The sequence below is a fragment of the Alterinioella sp. genome (assembly GCF_058343375.1).
Map to the genome: position 1 here is coordinate 1 of NZ_JBTUJH010000008.1, position 19068 is coordinate 19068.

General features: G+C 62.8%; 19 protein-coding genes. 6 read left to right on the top strand and 13 right to left on the bottom strand.

What is annotated here, in order from left to right; genetic code table 11:
• A partial coding sequence (locus ACW8PS_RS01455; RefSeq protein ID WP_491525473.1) for an ABC transporter permease subunit occupies positions 1-253 on the top strand: 253 nt, incomplete at its 5' end.
• Between the two features lie 100 nt (positions 254-353).
• Here the strand turns inward: ACW8PS_RS01455 and ACW8PS_RS01460 are convergent.
• Positions 354-1037, bottom strand: coding sequence for a D-lyxose/D-mannose family sugar isomerase (locus tag ACW8PS_RS01460; RefSeq protein WP_491525474.1), 684 nt, complete (start codon positions 1035-1037; stop codon positions 354-356).
• A 248-nt stretch (positions 1038-1285) separates the two neighbouring features.
• Positions 1286-2389: a 4-hydroxyphenylpyruvate dioxygenase gene (hppD, locus tag ACW8PS_RS01465; protein ID WP_491525475.1), complete on the bottom strand. Its 1104-nt coding sequence runs from the start codon at positions 2387-2389 to the stop codon at positions 1286-1288.
• A gap of 141 nt (positions 2390-2530) precedes the next feature.
• On the opposite strand from hppD, the gene ACW8PS_RS01470 reads away from it, so the two are divergent.
• Together ACW8PS_RS01470 and ACW8PS_RS01475 are read left to right on the top strand one after the other, a co-directional pair.
• Positions 2531-2986 (top strand): Lrp/AsnC family transcriptional regulator, encoded by a 456-nt coding sequence (locus ACW8PS_RS01470; protein WP_491525476.1) that lies wholly within the window; start codon positions 2531-2533, stop codon positions 2984-2986.
• A gap of 27 nt (positions 2987-3013) precedes the next feature.
• Complete coding sequence (locus ACW8PS_RS01475) at positions 3014-4990, top strand: monovalent cation:proton antiporter-2 (CPA2) family protein (RefSeq protein ID WP_491525477.1); 1977 nt, start codon at positions 3014-3016, stop codon at positions 4988-4990.
• Here the strand turns inward: ACW8PS_RS01475 and cobT are convergent.
• The gene (gene cobT / locus ACW8PS_RS01480) at positions 4936-5958 is read right to left on the bottom strand and encodes a nicotinate-nucleotide--dimethylbenzimidazole phosphoribosyltransferase (protein ID WP_491525544.1); all 1023 of its coding nucleotides are present in this window, start codon (positions 5956-5958) and stop codon (positions 4936-4938) included. The genes ACW8PS_RS01475 and cobT overlap by 55 nt on opposite strands.
• 88 nt (positions 5959-6046) lie before the next feature.
• On the opposite strand from cobT, the gene cobS reads away from it, so the two are divergent.
• Complete coding sequence (gene cobS, locus ACW8PS_RS01485; RefSeq protein ID WP_491525478.1) at positions 6047-6805, top strand: adenosylcobinamide-GDP ribazoletransferase; 759 nt, start codon at positions 6047-6049, stop codon at positions 6803-6805.
• A 50-nt stretch (positions 6806-6855) separates the two neighbouring features.
• On the opposite strand, the gene ACW8PS_RS01490 is transcribed toward cobS, so the two are convergent.
• From ACW8PS_RS01490 to ACW8PS_RS01510, 5 genes are all read right to left on the bottom strand, one after another.
• Complete coding sequence (locus tag ACW8PS_RS01490) at positions 6856-7368, bottom strand: CarD family transcriptional regulator (RefSeq protein ID WP_491525479.1); 513 nt, start codon at positions 7366-7368, stop codon at positions 6856-6858.
• 282 nt (positions 7369-7650) lie between these two features.
• Positions 7651-7986 (bottom strand): ferredoxin FdxA, encoded by a 336-nt coding sequence (gene fdxA / locus ACW8PS_RS01495; RefSeq protein WP_491525480.1) that lies wholly within the window; start codon positions 7984-7986, stop codon positions 7651-7653.
• A gap of 48 nt (positions 7987-8034) precedes the next feature.
• The gene (locus tag ACW8PS_RS01500; protein ID WP_491525545.1) at positions 8035-8412 is read right to left on the bottom strand and encodes an RNA-binding S4 domain-containing protein; all 378 of its coding nucleotides are present in this window, start codon (positions 8410-8412) and stop codon (positions 8035-8037) included.
• The gene (locus tag ACW8PS_RS01505) at positions 8409-11294 is read right to left on the bottom strand and encodes a helicase-related protein (RefSeq protein WP_491525481.1); all 2886 of its coding nucleotides are present in this window, start codon (positions 11292-11294) and stop codon (positions 8409-8411) included. Before ACW8PS_RS01505 ends, ACW8PS_RS01500 begins: the two co-directional genes overlap by 4 nt.
• 45 nt (positions 11295-11339) lie before the next feature.
• Positions 11340-11867 carry a tetratricopeptide repeat protein gene (locus ACW8PS_RS01510; RefSeq protein ID WP_491525482.1) on the bottom strand — a complete coding sequence of 176 codons (528 nt, stop codon included), beginning with the start codon at positions 11865-11867 and terminating at the stop codon, positions 11340-11342.
• A gap of 111 nt (positions 11868-11978) precedes the next feature.
• On the opposite strand from ACW8PS_RS01510, the gene ACW8PS_RS01515 reads away from it, so the two are divergent.
• Both ACW8PS_RS01515 and ACW8PS_RS01520 read left to right on the top strand, forming a co-directional pair.
• Positions 11979-12272 (top strand): SCP2 sterol-binding domain-containing protein, encoded by a 294-nt coding sequence (locus ACW8PS_RS01515; protein WP_491525483.1) that lies wholly within the window; start codon positions 11979-11981, stop codon positions 12270-12272.
• Between the two features lie 5 nt (positions 12273-12277).
• Positions 12278-13228 carry an alpha/beta fold hydrolase gene (locus ACW8PS_RS01520; RefSeq protein ID WP_491525484.1) on the top strand — a complete coding sequence of 317 codons (951 nt, stop codon included), beginning with the start codon at positions 12278-12280 and terminating at the stop codon, positions 13226-13228.
• Here ACW8PS_RS01520 and ACW8PS_RS01525 read toward each other — a convergent pair.
• The 5 genes from ACW8PS_RS01525 to ACW8PS_RS01545 all read right to left on the bottom strand — a co-directional run bounded on the left by ACW8PS_RS01525 (position 13225) and on the right by ACW8PS_RS01545 (position 19046).
• Positions 13225-13914, bottom strand: coding sequence for an ABC transporter ATP-binding protein (locus ACW8PS_RS01525; RefSeq protein WP_491525485.1), 690 nt, complete (start codon positions 13912-13914; stop codon positions 13225-13227). The genes ACW8PS_RS01520 and ACW8PS_RS01525 overlap by 4 nt on opposite strands.
• The gene (locus tag ACW8PS_RS01530; protein WP_491525486.1) at positions 13907-15193 is read right to left on the bottom strand and encodes a lipoprotein-releasing ABC transporter permease subunit; all 1287 of its coding nucleotides are present in this window, start codon (positions 15191-15193) and stop codon (positions 13907-13909) included. Before ACW8PS_RS01530 ends, ACW8PS_RS01525 begins: the two co-directional genes overlap by 8 nt.
• A gap of 206 nt (positions 15194-15399) precedes the next feature.
• Positions 15400-15888, bottom strand: a complete 489-nt coding sequence (locus tag ACW8PS_RS01535; protein WP_491525487.1) for a DUF2937 family protein — start codon at positions 15886-15888, stop codon at positions 15400-15402.
• A 107-nt stretch (positions 15889-15995) separates the two neighbouring features.
• The gene (proS, locus tag ACW8PS_RS01540; RefSeq protein ID WP_491525488.1) at positions 15996-17393 is read right to left on the bottom strand and encodes a proline--tRNA ligase; all 1398 of its coding nucleotides are present in this window, start codon (positions 17391-17393) and stop codon (positions 15996-15998) included.
• A 90-nt stretch (positions 17394-17483) separates the two neighbouring features.
• Positions 17484-19046, bottom strand: coding sequence for a Ppx/GppA family phosphatase (locus ACW8PS_RS01545; protein WP_491525489.1), 1563 nt, complete (start codon positions 19044-19046; stop codon positions 17484-17486).
• Between the last annotated feature and the right edge of the window lie 22 nt (positions 19047-19068).

Consider the following 19068-nt stretch of genomic DNA (forward strand, 5'->3'; position numbering starts at 1 on the left):
GATCATGGTGTCGGCCACGCTTGGCATTGCCAACGCGATCATCACCGAAAGCGCGCTTTCCTTTCTGGGGCTTGGCTTTCCGTCGGATTACCCGACCTGGGGGCGGCTGCTGTTCGATGGCACCGACTGGCTGCAACGCAACCCTGAGCGGGTGATCTGGCCCGGTCTGGCAATCTCGCTGACGGTGTTGTCGGTCAATTATATCGGCGACGGGCTGCGCGATGCGCTGGACCCGCGTATTCGGGGGCGGTGAGGTCCGGATGGGGTTTCGCCGCGCTTACGCGCGCCGACCGGGGCGAGGGGTTTCACCCCTCGCGCTCCCCAAGGTATTTTTACCAAGATGAATGAGTAGGTCAGAGATACTGTGGGTAATCCGAGACCAGGAGATGGGTCGGGGGCACGTCTTCCTCGACATCGGCAAAGCGACCGATGGGGTCGCGGAACCAGTTATCGGTCTGATCATCATTCACCGTCGACACTTCGCCGATCAGAACGTCGCCGCCTTCGCCCCAGAAAGCGTGCCAGTCACCGGGCATCAGGGTGACGCTTTGGCCCGGTTGGAAGCGCAGCACCTCGCCGGGCTGAAAATCGCGCGCCATGCCATCGCACAGCACAGTTCCGCCCGCGGTCTCGTCAAAACTGCCATCGGGGGCTGCGCCGTAGAGCTGAATGGCCATCGTGGCCCCGCCGCGGTTGATGATATCCTCGGCCTTCAGGTAATGGCTGTGCATCGGGCTGATCTGGTCCTGCCGCGAAATCAGCAGCTTTTCGGCATAGCACATGCCGCCACCGCGTTTCAGATCAGCCTGGCGGCCATTTCTGAGGGTGAAGAGGAACAGCCCCAGGGCCGCAAAATCGCCCTGTCCGTAATCGGTGATGTCCCAGCCCAATCCGCCCTGGATGATGGCATCGATCCGGGGCCGGTTGGCCTGCATCTCCGCCGGGCTCCAATAGGCGAAGGGCGGCAGGACAAAGCCGAAGGAGCGGATGAAATCATCGGCGCGGGCCATGATCTGGTTGATCTCGGAACGTTTCATTTTGCGCCTCATCTGGTGGGTCTTTCCCCTGTCATGACTTCCGAAACCTGTTCCGGCAAATGAAAAAGGCTTCTGCCCCCTCCCCGAGGCAGAAGCCTGTGGCAATGGCCCCGGGGGGCTGCGCCAAGACCGGTCTATAGCGCGTCGCGCCTGACCGGATTCGAGCATTCATCACCCGGACCGAGGCAACCTTCGCGCAATCGAATGCGTTCGGGTCGGCCGGTGAATTCGATTTGGCGCGACGCGCTCTAGCCGGCCTGTTCGATGTCAAACACGCCGCGCTGGATCTGCTCGGACTCGATGCTTTCAAACAGCGCCTTGAAATTGCCCTCGCCAAAGCCATCATCACCCTTGCGCTGGATGAACTCGAAAAAGATCGGCCCGACCACGGTTTTGGAGAATATCTGCAACAAGATCCGGGTTTCGCCACCATCATCCACGCCTTCGCCATCAATCAGGATGCCGTGTTTCATCATCTTGTCGCGCGGTTCATCATGGCCTTTCACGCGGGAATAGCTGAGGTCGTAATAGGCTTCGGGCGGGCCGGGCATGAATTTGATGCCGGCGGCGGCGATCTGGTCGGTCGAGGCATAGATATCTTCGGTCCCGATCGCGATATGCTGGATGCCTTCGCCCTTGTAGCGCTTGAGATATTCGACGATCTGGCCCTTTTCGCCACGATCCTCGTTGATCGGGATGCGAATGCGACCGCAAGGCGAGGTCAGGGCGCGTGACCGCAGGCCGGTGAATTTTCCGGCAATATCGAAGAACCGGATTTCCTTGAAGTTGAACAGATCTCCGTAGAATTTGAACCAGACATCCATGTTGCCCTTGTGGACATTATGGGTCAGGTGATCGAGATAGTAGAACCCCGCCCCTTGCGGGTGGGCGTCGCGGATCCAGTCAAATTCGGCATTATAGGCCGAGCGGTCGAAATACTGATCTACGAAATAAAGCAGGCTGCCGCCGATGCCCATGATCGCGGGCACATCCATGGCCTTGTCGTCGCCGGTATATTCCGTGCCCCCCCTGGATACCGCATGGGCCAGGGCCTGGGCGGCATCGACCACGCGCCATCCCATCGAGGGCGCGCAAGGCCCGTGTTGCTCGACAAACCGCGCCGCAAAGCTGCCCGGCTCGGCGTTCAGCAGATAGGAGACATCGCCCTGCTGCCATAGCTCGATGGCCTTGTGTTTATGGGTCGCGGTATGGGCAAACCCCATTTTGCGAAACAGGCTGCGCAGTTCCTCCGGCTCGGGATGGGCAAATTCGACAAATTCGAACCCGTCTGTTCCGGCCGGGTTTTCTGCGGATATGGTGGCGCGTGGGGCGCTGTGCGGGAAGGGGCCCATCGGGTGTCTCCTGAGTGATTCTGTTCGCTCTGGCGAAGATATCGCACGGGTTGTGCGTTGTTTGCGCGAATGAAAGGTGGTATAGCCGATTATGCGCGGTAACTTTGCGCCTTTAACGGAATTTGTGCGAGGATTACGCACATGATCGACGCCACCGACCGCCGCCTGCTGGAGGCCATTCAGGGCAATGCGCAACTGACCGTGCAGGACCTGGGCGAGATGCTGAACCTGTCGCCCAGTCAGGCCGGGCGCAGGCGCCAGCGGCTGGAAAACGCCGGCATCGTGACCGGCGCGCGCGCCGTGGTCTCGCCCGAATGTGTCGGTCTTCATGTGCAGGCATTCGTGCAGGTGCAGCTCAGCACCCACAGCGCCGAGGTTGACAGCAGCTTTGCCGCCCTCTTGCGCGGCACCCCCGAAGTCACCGCCGCCTTCACCCTGACCGGTGAGGCCGATTACCTGCTCCGGGTCTGGTGCGCCGATCTGCAGGCGCTGCACCGGTTGATCCACGGCCGGCTTTTGCCCCATCCCGATGTCGCACGGGTGCAATCGCAGATCGTCATGGACCAGCCCAAGGCCGATGCCCCGCTGCCGATCTGACCCCCGCAAGGAGACCGAACAGACCCCATGGACAGCATCCTTTTCCAAGCCACGATCTACCTTGCCGCAATGGTCATTGCGGTGCCTTTGTCGGTGCGCCTCGGGCTTGGCTCGGTTCTGGGCTATCTGATCGCGGGTATCGCCATCGGGCCGATCCTGTTTCAGGCCGGGGTCGACCCGCACGCCCTGCAGCAATTCGCCGAGTTTGGCGTGGTGATGATGCTGTTTCTGATCGGGCTGGAGCTGGACCCGCGCAGCCTGTGGGAAATGCGCGACAAGCTGTTGCATCTTGGCACCGCCCAGGTGGTGGTTTCGACCGCAGCCATCGGGGCCGGGGCCTTTGCGCTTGGGCTGGCCTGGCAACCGGCGCTGGCCGTCGGGCTGATCTTTGCGCTGTCATCGACCGCGATCGTGCTGCAAACGCTGACCGAAAAGGGCCTGTTGCGCACCACTGGCGGGCGATCCTCCTTTTCGGTGCTGCTGACACAGGATATTGCGGTTATTCCGATGCTGGCGATCATGCCGCTGCTGGCCACACCGCTGCCTGCGGCTTTTTCTCCCGATGGCTCCATCCAGCGGCCCGCCGCTGAAGCGCAGGCCGCGGCGGAAACGGGGATGTCGCTGGTTCAGGGGATGCCCGCCTGGGGCGTGACATTGGTGACCATTGCGGCGGTCGCGGCGGTTATCATCGGCGGCAAGTTCCTGACGCGGCCCCTGTTTCAGTTCGTCCATATGGCCCGCCTGCGCGAGATATATACCGCGGTGGCGCTGGTCATCGTCGTCGGCATCGCGTTTCTGATGGTGCTGGTTGGCCTGTCACCGGCGCTTGGGGCTTTTGTGGCGGGTGTGGTATTGGCCAATTCCGAATTCAAGCACGAGCTTGAGGCCAATATCGAGCCGTTCAAGGGGCTGCTGCTTGGGCTTTTCTTCATCACCGTGGGGGCCAGCATCAAGTTTGGCGTGCTGTTTTCCAACTTTGCCACCATTGCCGGGCTGACGCTGGCGATCATGATCGTGAAGGGGCTGATCCTCTTTGTCATCGGCTGGTCCTACGGGCTGCGGCGGCATGACAAATGGCTCTTTACCCTTGGCCTGGCGCAGGCGGGCGAATTTGGCTTTGTGCTGATCTCATTCGCCGTGGCGCAACATGTGCTGCCCGATGCGCTGGTCGAGGTGCTGCTGCTGGTTGTTGCCCTGTCGATGCTGCTGACGCCGCTGGTGTTCATTTTCTACAATATCCTGGTCTCCTACATCGCCGACAATGTTGAGGATGAGGCCGTCGATGACGTGATCGACGCCCCTGAGGATATCATCATCGCGGGCACCGGACGGTTCGGGCAGGTTGTCAATCGCATGGTGCAGATGACCGGCAAACGCACCGTGGTTCTGGACAATGATCTGCCCACCATCCAACTGATGCGACGGTTCGGATATCACGGCTATTTCGGCGATCCGACGCGGCCCGAATTGCTGCATGCGGCGGGTCTCGATCAGGCCAGGGTGCTGGTCGTGGCGATGGATGACAAGGAAGCGGCCAAACGGCTGGTGCGCTATGCCCGCCAGCGCCGCCCCGATCTGCATATCGTGGCCCGCGCCTTTGACCGGGTGCATGTCTATGAACTGTTTCAGGCCGGGGCCAATGACATTGTCCGCGAGATGTTTGACGGGTCCCTGCGCGCGGCGCGCTACGTGCTGGAAAATACCGGGCTTTCGGAATATGAGGCGCATGAGGTCGAACAGGCCTTCTACCGCCATGATCGTCAGGTGCTGCGCGAATTGGCCGAGCTGTGGAAACCGGGCATCCCCTTGACCGAAAACGAGGAATATCTGGCCCGCGCGCGCGAGCTGAACAACACGTTGGAAACCGCGCTGGCGACGCAGATTGACGCGGCCGAGCTACCCGATTCCCTGATGCAGGATAGCCCGGAGGAGGAGGAGGGAGAGGGGGATCAGCCCTCGCCTGCGGCCACACCGGCCTCGGCAAAGGTTGCCATGCCCGAATGACAGGCCACCGCCCCTTTCAGGATCTGGATCGCCAGCGCCGCGCCCGACCCTTCGCCAAGCCGCATGCCAAGCGCCAGCAGCGGCTCTTTGGCGATCCGGGTCAGCAGCGCCTGATGTGCACCCTCGGCTGACAGATGCCCGGCCACGGCGTGATCCAGCGCGCCCTTATGGGCCGCGTGCAGGCAGGCGGCGGCGGCGGTGCAGATGAACCCGTCCAGTATCACCGGAATGCCCAGAACCCGCGCCCGCGCAATCGCGCCCGCCATGGCCGCCAATTCGCGCCCGCCAAGACAGCGCAGCGCCTCCAGCCCATTGTTTTCGGCGCTCGGGTTGGCGGCCAGCCCGTCAGTCACCACCTGCATCTTCAGCGCCAGCCCGGCATCATCGACGCCGGTGCCGCGCCCGGTCCAGTCGGCCGCATCGCCACCATAAAGCGCATAGGCGATGGCGGCGGCCGAGGTCGTGTTGCCGATGCCCATCTCGCCGGTCACCAAAAGATCGGCACGGTCATCGACCGCGTTCCAGCCGGTCAGAAGTGCTGCAACAACGCCCGCCTCATCCATCGCGGGGCCTTGCGTGAAATCATCCGTTGGCCGGTCCAGATCCAGCGCATGGACATCCATCCTCGCGCCGGCGGCTTTGGATAATTGGTTGATTGCGGCCCCGCCAGCCTTGAAATTGGCCACCATCTGAACCGTGACCTCGGCCGGAAAGGCGCTGACGCCACGCGCCGCAACCCCATGATTTCCCGCGAAAACGATCACCTGCGGGCGGGTGATCTCGGGGCGGGCATTGCCGCGCCAGGCACCATACCAGATCGCCAGATCCTCCAACCGGCCAAGCGCGCCGGGCGGCTTGGTCAGCTGACCATTGCGCGCCTCAGCGCCGGCGCGCGCGGCACTGTCAGGCCCGGGGGCGGCAGAAAGAAGGGCCTGGAATTCGGCAAGCGAGGTAAAGGGAGCGGTCATGGCGATCGGTGTCTCTTTCATTGCAAGGTCATGTCCGGGCCGGTATGGCCGATCGGGAAAAGGATTGCGACCGAAAGGAGGGCGCGGCATGGCCAGAACCGACATTTTGCACCGGGTATTCGGCGACATCCGTTTGGCGCTCGGGCTTTTGACCCGCCTGCCCCTGCCCGGCCCGCCCGATCCGAGCCGCGATGCGGCGGCGGCCTGGGCCTGGCCGCTGGCCGGGCTGGCGGCGGGGCTGATCGCTGGGGTCGCCATCTGGCTGACATCAGGGCTGCCTGCCGGTGTTTCGGCGGCCGTGGGACTGGCTGCGATGATCATGGTCACGGGTGCGATGCATGAGGACGGGCTGGCCGATACCGCCGACGGGCTGTGGGGCGGGTGGCACCGCGACCGGCGGCTGGAGATCATGAAAGACAGCCGCATCGGTGCTTACGGTGTCATCGCGCTGATGCTGGCGCTGTTGGCGCGCTGGTCGCTTATCGTGGGGCTGATCACATCGGGGGCAGTCCTGGCCCCGTTGATCGCGGCGGCGATGATGTCACGGGTTCCGATGATCTTCATGATGGCGCTGATGGAACCGGCCCGGCCCGGCGGGCTGGCGCGCAAGCTTGGGCGACCGCCGCTCAGCGCCGCGTTCATCGCAGGGGCGCTGGCACTGGCGCTGGCGCTGATCCTCAGTGGTGGTGCCGCGATCTGGGCGCTGGCGCTGGCGCTTGGCCTGACCCTGGGACTTGCGGGTTTCGCGCAGGCCAAGATCGGCGGCCAGACCGGCGATATTCTGGGCGCGTCACAGCAGATTTCCGAGATTGCCACCCTGGCGGTTCTGGCGGCCTATCTGACATGAAAAAGCCCCGCCGCAGATCCTGCGACGGGGCAATGCGTGCCTTGGTTCGCTCAGGCTGCCGCGCGGGCGGTCAGGACATCACCGATACGTTTCTGCGCACCGACCTCATCCATGTCATTGACGGCGGCCAATTCGCGGGTCAGACGCTCCAGCGCCGCCTCATAAAGCTGACGCTCGGAATAGCTCTGCTCACGCTGATCATCGCCACGGTGCAGATCGCGCACGACTTCGGCGATGGCAATGAGATCACCGGAATTGATCTTCTGTTCATATTCCTGCGCCCGGCGCGACCACATGGCGCGTTTGACGCGGGCCTTGCCTTTCAGCGTATCGAGCGCGCGTTTCACGACATCGGGGCTGGAAAGCGAGCGCATGCCCACCGCGGTCGCCTTCGCGGTCGGCACCCGCAGGGTCATCTTGTCCTTTTCGAACGAGATCACAAACAGCTCAAGAACCAGCCCGGCGATCTCCTGTTCTTCGATCGACACGATCTGTCCCACGCCATGCGCGGGATAGACGACATATTCATCGGGGCTGAAATCTTGTTTGCGCGATTTGCTCATTATGGTATTTCCTCTTTGGCCCCGGGGCTCAGGCGACAAGAACACCACGGGGAAAGACGCACTTTCCTCAACGAGGTGAATTGATGTTGATTTTATGCGCGGCTGGCGGCCCGCGTGGATAACTTTCACAGACTGTGTATGTAGGGGATATATAGCACAAAAATCGGCATATTCAAAGCAGACGCTGTGATTTCAACCCAAAAGCCCTGTTTTTACAGCACTTTGCCGCAGTTGCATCATCGTATTTGGCGACTGCGAAACATCAAAATAGGTCCGAATCGCTTACCCGCCTTCGCCGGGCTTTTCGGACAGAAACGGCAGCTTGTCCGGCTTGCCGTCAAATTCCTCTGCGGTGGGCAGCGGGTCTTTTTTCGACACGATGACCGGCCACAGCTCTGAATATTTCCGGTTGATCTCGACCCATTTTTCCATATCCGGCTCGGTGTCCGGGCGGATCGCATCGGCGGGGCATTCGGGTTCGCAAACGCCGCAGTCGATACATTCATCGGGATGGATGACCAGAAAGTTTTCGCCCTCATAGAAACAATCCACCGGGCATACCTCGACGCAATCGGTGTATTTGCAGTTGATGCAGTTATCGAGCACGGCGTAGGTCATGGCGTATCCAGTTCAGATCTCAAGCCGGATTTAGACCGCTCTGCCGGATCATTCAAGCGGCCTGCGACGTAAAGATCCGAGCGCCCGACGATCCCGACCCGAGGGGCGGCCCTTTCCATCATAGGACGGGTTGCGGGGGGCGGCCGGTTTTTCCGGTGTCAGATCCTCGTAAAGCGCCTGCGCCTGCGCGGCCGGGCCGCGCCGCTGCCCAAGCGCCACAACCCGCACCACGCGAATGTCGCGCGCTTGCAGAAAGGTCAGGACATCGCCGGGGCCGACCGATGCCGCGGGTTTGTGAACCTTGGTGCCATTCACCCGCACATGGCCGCCCGAAACCGTCCTGGCCGCCAGGGTGCGGGTTTTGAAAAACCGCGCCTGCCACAGCCATTTATCCAGCCGCAGCGTGGGGTTCGGCGCGTCCGTCAGTTGCTGCTCTTGAGGCCCATAAGGGCCTGCGCGAACGGGTTGTCCGGGTCGATCGGCTTTTCATGCCGCTTGGGCTTTGCCGCATAGGTCCTGGGCTTGTCGCCCGGCGGGGTCCTGGCATGGGTCTTGGCATGGGTCTTGGCACCCGGTTTGCCCTTGCCGCGCGGTTTGGCGCGCTGTTTGCGGTCGCTGCCGGGGCGGCTGTCTTGCTGGCCCTGGCGCCGGCGCGGAGCCCAGGAAAAGGTGTAGAAAACCTCCATCTCAGGGGCCTCGACGGGTGCCTCGGCCTGCATGGCCGGTGCCTCGACGGGTGGCTCGGCCTGCATGTCCGGTATTTCGGTCGGGGTTTCAGAAGGGGGCAGTTCGGTCGGAGTCTCCACCGGTGTTTCAACCGGGGTTTCGACCGGGGTTTCCTGCGGCGGGGTCTCGGGGGTTTCTCCGGGCGCGTCCCCCGGCACTTCCACAGGCGGGTCCGCGGCCGGCTTGGGATCGTCGCTTGCGGCTTTGACCTTGACGCGTTCGCCCTTTTCGGCGGCATAGCCAAGCCCGGTCATCAGATCAGCGAATTGTTCCAGCGTCATGCCGGTAATCGACAGCATGTCGGCATTCGCCTCGAACCCGGCCCGGGTATCTTGCTGGCGCAGCATATCGGCCAGACGTTCCAGCATGTCGATGCGGATGGCGCGGCTGCCGGCCAGCCGGTAACCGGCATTGGTATAGAACGCCTGCGCCGCGCCTTCGACGGCGGGAATGGTGACCAGACCCGGCGGCGGGCTTTCGGCAAATTCCGCATCGCCATTGGCCAGACCCCAAAGCACAAGCCTGAGCCGCGTCGGGGCCGGTTTCAGCAAAAGCTGCTGGAAAATGGTGAACTGACCAAAGCGCACGCCATGTTTGCGCAACAACCCGCGCGCCTCCTGATCCAGCGCCTTCACATCATCAGCCACCGGGGCGCGCGGCAAGACGCCAAGCGCTTCGACCAGCTGAAAGGCAAAACCACGCGCCAGGCCGGTGATGGCCTCGTCGCGCGACATCGCCAGCAGCGGCTCGAACAGGGTCGCGATCTTGCGGTCGATGAAATGCTGCAACCGGCGCTGGACTTTCTGAATCACCTCCGCGCCCGCCTCGTCATCGACAAAGGCTTCGGCCACGGGTTTCAGCGGCTCGGTGCCTTTTACCAGCTTGCCGATCGCCTGATCGCCCCACATCAGACCACCCTGTTCGGTATAGTCAAACTCGGTATCGGGCGCGTTATAGAACCGATCCGCCCGCAGATGCAGCTCTGGCGCAAGCGCCGCTACCGCCACTTGGCGCAGCGTCCTGGCCGCATCGGGGCTGGCGGATGCATCCTGCCGGAACCGGAACCCTTCCAGACGGCCGACGAATTCGCCTTCGACCGTTACTTCACCTTTGTCATTCACGTCGGCCACAAGGCCCTCCTTCTGTTTCAACCGGCGCAACAGCACCGATGTGCGCCGGTCAACAAATCTCTGGGTCAGACGTTCGTGCAGAGCATCCGACAGGCGGTCTTCTACGGCACGCGTCGCCTCGCGCCAATGGGTTTCGTCATCGACCCAGGCTTTGCGTTGCGCCACATAGGTCCATGTTCGGATATAGGCCAAACGTTTCGACAACGTGTCAATGTCGCCATCTGTCCTGTCCAGCCGATTGACCTGGGCCGCCAACCAATCATCGGGCACCCGGTTCAGATCCTGCAGATAGGCGAAAATGCGCGCCAGCAGCGCCGCATGTTCAATGTGGCTGATGCCCCTGAAATCAGGTATGCAGCAGATATCCCACAATAATTTCACATCCCCCGGCTGTGTCAGACGCGCCGCCATCTCGGGCAGGGCCGCAATTGCTTTCAGCGCCACCAGATCGTCAGCCTCCCGCGCGCGGGTCAGCCATTCATCGCTGGTCGGGGCTTCAAGGCTGGCGACAAGGTGCCCGACCGAGCCGAATTCCAGCCGTGCGTTGCGCCAATGCAGCTTTTTCACCGGGCGAAAGGCGTGGCTGGTGATGGCGCTCACCAACTCTGGTGCCAATGGCGGGGCCTCACCGGTCACGCCAAATGTGCCGGGTTCAGTGTAGCGCCCTGCGCGGCCGGCGATCTGGGCCAGCTCATTCGGGGCAAGCATCCGCATCTTGCGCCCGTCAAACTTGCGCAATCCGGAAAAGGCCACATGCCGGATATCCAGATTCAGCCCCATGCCGATGGCATCGGTCGCGACCAGAAAATCGACATCGCCATTCTGATACAGCTCCACCTGCGCGTTGCGGGTGCGGGGGCTGAGCGCGCCCATCACCACGGCGGCCCCGCCACGCTGACGGCGCAGAAGTTCCGCGATGGCATAGACGTTTTCGACCGAGAACCCGACAATGGCCGATCGCGGCACCATGCGGCTGATCTTTTTCGAGCCGGTATAGCTCAGCTCCGAGAACCTTTCGCGGCGCATGAACTGCACCCAAGGCACCAGCGCCGCAATGGCGCTGCGCATGGTATCCGAGCCCAGAAACAAGGTTTCATGCAAGCCGCGCGCATGCAGCAGCCGTTGGGTGAAGACATGGCCGCGTTCGGCATCGGCGCAAAGCTGGATCTCATCTATGGCCAGAAAATCGCAGCCCATGCCGGGCGGCATCGCCTCGACCGTGCAGACCCAATATTGCGCGCTGTCGGGAACGATACGTTCCTCGCCGGTGATCAACGCCACGACGCGGGGCCCGCGCATTGCAACGATCCGGTCAAAGACCTCGCGCGCCAGCAGGCGCAGCGGCAGGCCGATAATGCCGGTGCGATGGGCCAGCATCCGTTCAATCGCGTAATGCGTCTTGCCGGTATTGGTCGGCCCCAGAACGGCCGCGATACGCCCTTGGCGTTGCATGATCCTACCCTTCGTGGACTTTTTTCGAGTTCCGGCAATGCCGCGTTAAAGCGCCGTGCCTTCGGTGGCCCGTTCCAGACGCAGGATTGCGGCCAGAATCTCAGGGTTTTGCGGATGAATGGCGGCGGCGGCGCGAAAGGCGGCCAGCGCGCGCAGCGGCTGGTTGGTTTGCTCGAAAATAATGCCCATTCCGCTCAGCGCCCCGAAATGGCGCGGCTCCAACACCAGAACCCGGGCCAGATCCTCCATCGCCGGGCCGTAAAGCCCGGCCAGAAAATAGGCCGATGCGCGGTTGTTCCAACCTTCGGCAAATTCCGGTGCGTGATCGACCAGCGCGGTCAGATGGTCGATTGCGGCCGTGTAATCCTGCGCCTCCAGCGCCGCTATGCCGCGCCTGAGCAACAGATCGGCCGACGCCGAGCCGGACATCGACATGCGGCGTTCAATTTCATCCTCGACGCGCCGCCAATCGGTGGTTCCGGGGTCGCGCAGGCTGTCAAACAGACCATCCAGCCGGTCGGTCTGTGCAGCGACAGGCACCCCTGCGGCCCAAAGCGCAATAGCTGCCGCCACGATAACATTGTATATTGAAGGCTTAATCATCATGTTCCAGATTGAATTTAACATCTGGCACCGATCATTCCAGCCCTTTCCGGTGCCCAAGCGCAAAAGGACCAAAAAATCATGAGTGATATCGTCACCGCCGGCATCGCGGCTTTGCAGGAAAAACTTGGCGACGGGTTCGACGGGACCGCGAAATTCGACATCGAAGGCGAAGGGGCCATCCTGATCGACGGATCAGGCGTGCGTGCCGGCAGCGCCGATGAAGAAACCGATGTCACCCTGACCGCAGATGCCGACACCTTTCAGGAGATCCTTTCGGGTGCCCTGAACCCGACATCGGCCTTTATGGGCGGGCGGCTGAAGCTGGATGGCGACATGGGCACGGCGATGCGGCTTGGCAGCCTTCTGGGGTAAGCGCGATGGAACCGGCACCGTTTCTTTCGGACATCGCCGAGGGGCCCCAAGGCGGGCGGGCCTATTGGCTGCACGCCGGTGATGAAACCCGCATCCGGGTGGGTGTCTGGCCCGAGGGGGCCAAGGGCACCATCCTGATGTTTCCGGGCCGCACCGAATATATCGAAAAATATGGCCGCGTTGCCACGGAATTTGCGGCGCGCGGTTATGGCATGGTCGCGGTTGACTGGCGCGGTCAGGGCCTGTCCGACCGCCCGGCGCATCGCCCCGATATGGGCCATGTCACCAGCTTTGACGAATACCGCGAGGATGTGGCCGCCCTGCGTCAGGCGCTGCGCAATCTCGATCTGAAAAAACCCTGTTTCCTGATCGGCCATTCGATGGGCGGTGCCATCGGTCTGCGCGCGCTTTATGACGGGCTGCCGGCCTGCGCCGTGGTGTTCACCTCGCCGATGTGGGGCATCCGCATGACCGGGTTTCTGCGCGCCATTTCCGGCATCGTTCTGGGCCTGTCCAAACCCTTGGGTCTGGACAAGAATTTCGCACCAACGACCGGCCCGGCGGCCCCGATGGTGTTCGAGGACAACCCGCTGACGCATGACCGCAGCCAGTTTGACTATATGGAATCCCAGGTCGCCCGGCATCCCGAACTGGCCCTTGGCGGACCGTCGATCACCTGGGTTCATGCGGCATTGGAAGAAACCGGCGCATTGCTGAAGATGGACCCGCTGGACATTCCCATCCTGACTTTTCTGGGCACCGAAGAAGAGATTGTCGAACCCTCGGCGGTCCATGACCGCATGGCCAACTGGCCCAATGGACGGCTCGAGGTGGTGGAACAGGCGCGCCATGAAGTGCTGATGGAGGTGCCTGATCTGCGAACCCCGTGTATCGACGCCATCACCGATTGGTTCGATGGCCACAGCAACGCCAAGGCCAGGGCCAGGGCGGGTTAGGCCAACCCGTCTTTCAGCACGCCCTGATCCAGCCGCAAAACACGATCCATCCGGGCCGCCAGGGCAAGGTTATGGGTCGCGATCAGCGCCGCCATGCCGGTCTCGCGGACCAGCGCGATCAACCCCTCAAAGACCTGATCGGAAGTGCCGGGATCAAGGTTTCCGGTGGGTTCATCGGCCAGCAGAAGCCTCGGCGCATTGGCCAGCGCCCGGCAAAACGCCACCCGCTGCTGTTCGCCGCCCGACAGCGCCGAGGGGCGGTGATCCGACCTGTCGCCAAGCCCGACCTGACCCAGAAGCTCCAGCGCCCGGCCCATCGCAGGCCCGACGGCAATCCCGTTGGCCAGTTGCGGCAGCACGATGTTTTCGGCGGCGGTAAACTCGGGCAGTAAATGGTGGAACTGATAGACAAAGCCGATCTGCTGGCGGCGCGCGGTCGTGCGGGCCCGGTCGCGGGCCTTGTCCAACCGCTGGCCGGTGATTTCGACAATTCCCGCATCGGGCGTATCCAACAGCCCGGCAATATGCAGCAGCGTCGATTTGCCGGCACCCGAGGGGGCCACCAGCGCCACGATTTCGCCCGCCGCAATGCTGGCCGAGGCCCCGCGCAGCACCCGTATTTCGCCGGGTTGGCCCAGCTTGTAGCCTTTTTCGATGCCGTCCAGGCGCAAGACCGGATCATTCATAGCGCAGCGCCTCGACCGGGTTCATCCGGGCCGCGCGGCGCGCCGGAATGAAGGTGATGGTGAAGGACAGCCCAAGCGACAGCGCCACCGCCGACAGAACATCGCCCCATTCCAGCCGCGCCGGCAGGGTCGACAGGAACCGCACCGATGGATCCCAGACACCGCCGCCCGCCATCCAGTTCACAAAGGCAAAGATCGGGTCGATCCAGACCGCGAAGGCGACGCCAATGGCAACCCCCGCCAGCGTGCCCGCCACCCCGATCGAGGCCCCGCAGATAAAGAAGATCCGCAGGATCGAGCCTTCGCTGAGCCCCATGGTCCGCAAGATACCGATATCGCGGCTTTTGTTTTTCACCAGCATGATCAGGCCGGAAACGATATTCATCGTGGCGACCAGCACCAGGATCGAAAGGATGATGAACATCACATTATCCTCCATCTGCAGCGCCCGCAGAAAGGCCCCGGAACTGTCGCGCCAGGTCCAGACGATGGCATCGGCCTGCGCCGCACGCGCCAGCGGCAGAACCATGGCCTGCACCGCCTCGGGGTCGGCCACGGCAACCTCGATCTCGTCGGCCACACCATCGCGGTTGAAATAGATCTGCGCCTCATTGAACGGCAGGTAGACGCGCACCCGGTCGATGTCAAAGCGCCCGACCTGAAAGATATAGGTGACCTCATAGGCGGAAATGCGCGGGCTGGTGCCAAAGGCGGTGCGCGCCCCATCGGGCGAGATCAGCCTGATCCTGTCGCCGACACCGACATTGAGGCTGCGCGCCACGCCGATGCCGATGGCAATGCCCTCCTCGAAATTCGCCAGGTCGCCCTGCGCCATTTCGGGCTGCGCCACCAGCGGGATCTGGGCCAGATCGGCCGCCGTGATGCCGATCACCTCGACGCCGGCATTGGCCCCCTGCCCCGCCGCCATGACCTGCCCCTTGATGATCGCAAAGGCGCGCGTGACACCGGGAACCTCGCGCAGACGGGCGGCCACCGCGTCATAATCGGGCAGCACGCGCAGCAGGCGACCATTCTCATCCTCACGCGCCAGCGGAATGATGCTGGCATGCGGGTTGGCCCCCAGAATGGTGCCGACGAATTCATGGCGAAACCCGGCCCGCACCGCCAGCGTGGCAATCAGCGCCATCACCGCCAGCATGATGCCCAGAAAGCTGATCCAGGTCATCACGCTGACGCCGCCCTCGGCGCGTTTGGCGCGCAGGTAACGCCAGGCGATAAGGAACTCGAACCGGGCAAAGGGTCTGGGCGCGGATGGCATGGCTGCTCCTGATTTCTGCACCGCTTGGGGGCGCTTGCGCGGACTCTATCCGATGCCGGCAGTGGCGGAAACCGCGATCTGAGCGCGCGATACCAGCCCGCGCGCTTGCCGCGCAGACAGGCCTGCCGTGATCAGAAATAACCGCATCCCACCCCGCATATGGCAGCGCAAATATGCCGGGGGTTAGGGTGGTTCGCCATTGCCGGTCAGGCCGCAGACGATCTGCGCCACAGCCGCGCCACCAGCCCCGACAGCAGCGCAAACAGGGCACTGCCCGCCAGAAACCCGATCGCGGCGAAACTCAAGCCCGAAACCGTCATCGGCAATGCCGGCTGAAAATCCTGATAGGTGCGCAACCCGATCTCGGGATCAAACCGGCCGGGGGCCAGAAACAGCCGCTGCACCGGCCCGGCGGCGCGCAATTGCACCAGATCGGCGCTCAGCGCCTCATAGCGGGTCAGGGTCCGGGTCATGTCGGCATTGCGCGCATTCAAAAAGGCAGTGCCGGTCAGCTCGTCCAGCGCCTGATAGCGGGTCAGCCCCGCCGCCTCGGCGGAGCGGTCGAAATCGGCAACCACAACTGACAATTCATCAACTGCGCCTGCCAGACGCTGCACATATTGGGTGGACGCCTCAGGGAACTGCGCCAGCGTCGTGGCACCCGCAATCCCTGCCACCATCACCAGAATTTTCATGACCTGCTCAGCTTTTTTCATGCCGTTTGGCGCAATATAGCACAGATTACCCGCCCTGTTGAGCGCCAGATGCGGATGGCCATTCGCGATCAGGAAAGCGCGTGGTCTCAGATCCAGGTGTGGAAACTGCGATTGGCCATCGGCTCGGTCATTGCGGCGATATGGGGGTGGTGCGGCGCGTAGATATCGACCACTTTCTTCACCGCATCCTCCGGCGTCATTTCCACGCTTTCGCCGGTCCGGCGGCTGGTCAGCTCGACAACGCCGTTTTTCAAGCCGCGCGGCCCGACGGTGATGCGCCAGGGCAGGCCGATCAGATCCATGGTGGCAAACTTGCCGCCCGCGCGTTCCTTGCGGTCATCATAAAGCGGATCCAGCCCGGCGGATTTGAGCGCGCCATACAGCGCGTCGCAGGCCCCGTCCGTGCCCGCGTCGCCCTGACGCAGATTGACAATGCCGCAATGGAACGGCGTCACACCCTCGGGCCAGATGATGCCATTATCGTCATGGCTGGCCTCGATGATCGCGCCCACCAGACGGGAAACGCCAATGCCGTGGCTGCCCATATGCACCGCCACCTTGTCGCCATCCCCGGTCTGCACCATGGCCCCCAGGGCCTCGGAATATTTGGTGCCGAAATAGAAGATCTGGCCCACCTCGATACCCCGCGCCACGCGGCGGCGTTCTTCAGGGATAGCGTTGAACAGCTCCGCGTCATGGGTCTCGTCGGTGCGGGCATAGCGGCTGGTGAATTCCTCCAGAACCGCCTGACATTGCGCGACATCATCGAAATCAATCTCGCGCTCGCCGAATTTCAGATCGGTAATGTCACTGTCATAGAACACTTCGCTTTCGCCGGTATCGGCCAGCACCAGAAACTCATGGCTGTCATCGCCGCCGATCGGCCCGCTATCGGCGCGCATCGGGATCGCCTGAAGCCCCATGCGTTCGTAGCTGCGCAGATAGCTGACCAGATGGCGGTTATAGGCGTGCAGCGCGTCTTCCTTGGTCAGGTCGAAATTATAGCCGTCCTTCATCAGAAACTCGCGCCCCCGCATGACGCCAAACCGTGGCCGGATCTCATCGCGAAATTTCCACTGGATCTGATACAGCGTCAGCGGCAGATCCTTGTAGCTGGAGACATGGGCGCGGAAAATATCGGTGATCAGCTCCTCGGCGGTCGGCGTGAACAGCATATCGCGCCCGTGGCGGTCCTTGATGCGCAGCATTTCCTCGCCGTAATCGTCAAAACGCCCGCTTTCGCGCCACAGATCCGCCGATTGGATGGTCGGCATCAGCATCGGCAAATGGCCCGCGCGCGCCTGTTCCTCATGCACGATCTGTTCAATCCGGCGCAGCACCTTGAGGCCAAGCGGCAGCCAGGAATAAATGCCCGCGCTGGCCTGCTTGATCATGCCCGCGCGCAGCATCAGCCGGTGGCTGACGATCTGGGCTTCAGCGGGGGTTTCTTTCAGGACGGGCAGGAAATAACGGGACAGGCGCATCGGATGGGCACTCTTTTTTTGGGCTTCGGGTCGAGGCAAGGCTTATGCCAAAGCCCGGGCGCAGGCAATTGCCCTTTGAAGCAGCGCGCCTTAGCGGCCTCTGTGCTTGACCACGGGCGTGGCCCCGATGGAGGCGGCCAGCGCCTCGAACCGCGATTGCGCAACCTCGCCGAACAGATCGCGCCCGGTGGCCGATTTCAATGTCAGTTCCAGAATGCGCTTTTTCGGATAGAGCCGCAGCTTGCCATGATCGGACGGGCGTTGCAGCGTGAACATGGCCCCGAACCGCATCGCGCGGCCCAGAATTTCGGCCTGCCGGATATCGGCTTCGGGCAGAAGCGCCATCAGCGGATCAAATTTCGTGCCCCGGCGGGTGGATTTATACCGGTGCAGCAGCGCCAGCCCCAGATAGACCCGGTCCTGATGTGTCAGCCCGCCCAGATTGGCGCGGGTGGCATTGTCAAAACAGACCTCGGCGCGGTAATCGGGATGCGCGCGCCAACTGACATCATGCAGCAGACAGGCCGCACGCATCACCCGTTTGCGCATCGGCCTGACCGACCCAAAGAGCGGTTCGATGAATTTATACAGCACCCGGCCAAATTGCGGCATCCGGGCATTGGCCTCCTCCATCTGATAGGCGGCCTCGATCAGCGGATCGCGCTGGCGCTGCGCATCCGACATCTGCTCATAGAGCAGCCCCTCGCGGATTCCATAGGCCGACAAGGCGATTTCCTCGGGCTTGAACTGCTTCACCAGTTCCTTCAGCACCATCGCCGCCAGCGGCACCAGCTGCATCCGTTCCGCGCTGGTGCCGGTGCGCGAGCGCAGCTCCTCAAGATCGGCCCTGGCGATATAATCCAGCGTGGCGCGCACATCCTTGCGGCGCATCCGGTATTCATGCAGCACCCGCAAAGGGTAGCCGGTGCGCTCCATGTCGATCCGGGCAATCGCGCGCCACGAGCCGCCGACCAGAAACAGCCGCTTGGGCTGATCGGGAAATTTGGCCCGAAGCCCTGCGATGGTGGCGGCGATATGGGCCCGGATGGCTTTTTTGCCGCCCTTGATGCCCTGTAATTTGAGCGGCCCCAGATCCGAGGTTTCGCAGCGCCCGACCAATCCACCGCCCAGAAGCTCGGACAGTTCCATTGATGATCCGCCGATATCGCAGACCATGCCCTGCGCACCGGGCCAGCCCAACAGCACGCCCTGCGCCGACAGGCGCGCCTCTTCGCGGCCACTGACAACATGGACGGTCAGCCCCGTCGCGGCCTCGGCCTCGGCGGTGAATTCCGCGCCATCCTCGGCCTCACGCATGGCGGCTGTGGCCACTGTCACCAGCGCCGAAACATCCATCCCGGCGGCAAGCGCCGCAAAGCGTTTCAGCGCCGACAGCGCCCGCGCCCGTCCGGTGGCCGAAAGACGCCCGGTTTCGACAAGACCGGCCCCAAGCCCGCAGAGGATTTTTTCGTTGTAGAAATAGGCCGGAGAGCGCGCGGCACCATCGAACACCACCATTCGGACCGAGTTCGAGCCGATATCGATTACGCCCACCCGCGCCAGCCCATGCGCGTCAGGTTCCTGGAACAGCGGCCGGGTAAACAGCCCGCCATCGGGACTCTGTGCAACCTGTGGGTCAGCCTGAACGCTCATGGCACCGCTCATGGCATGCCCG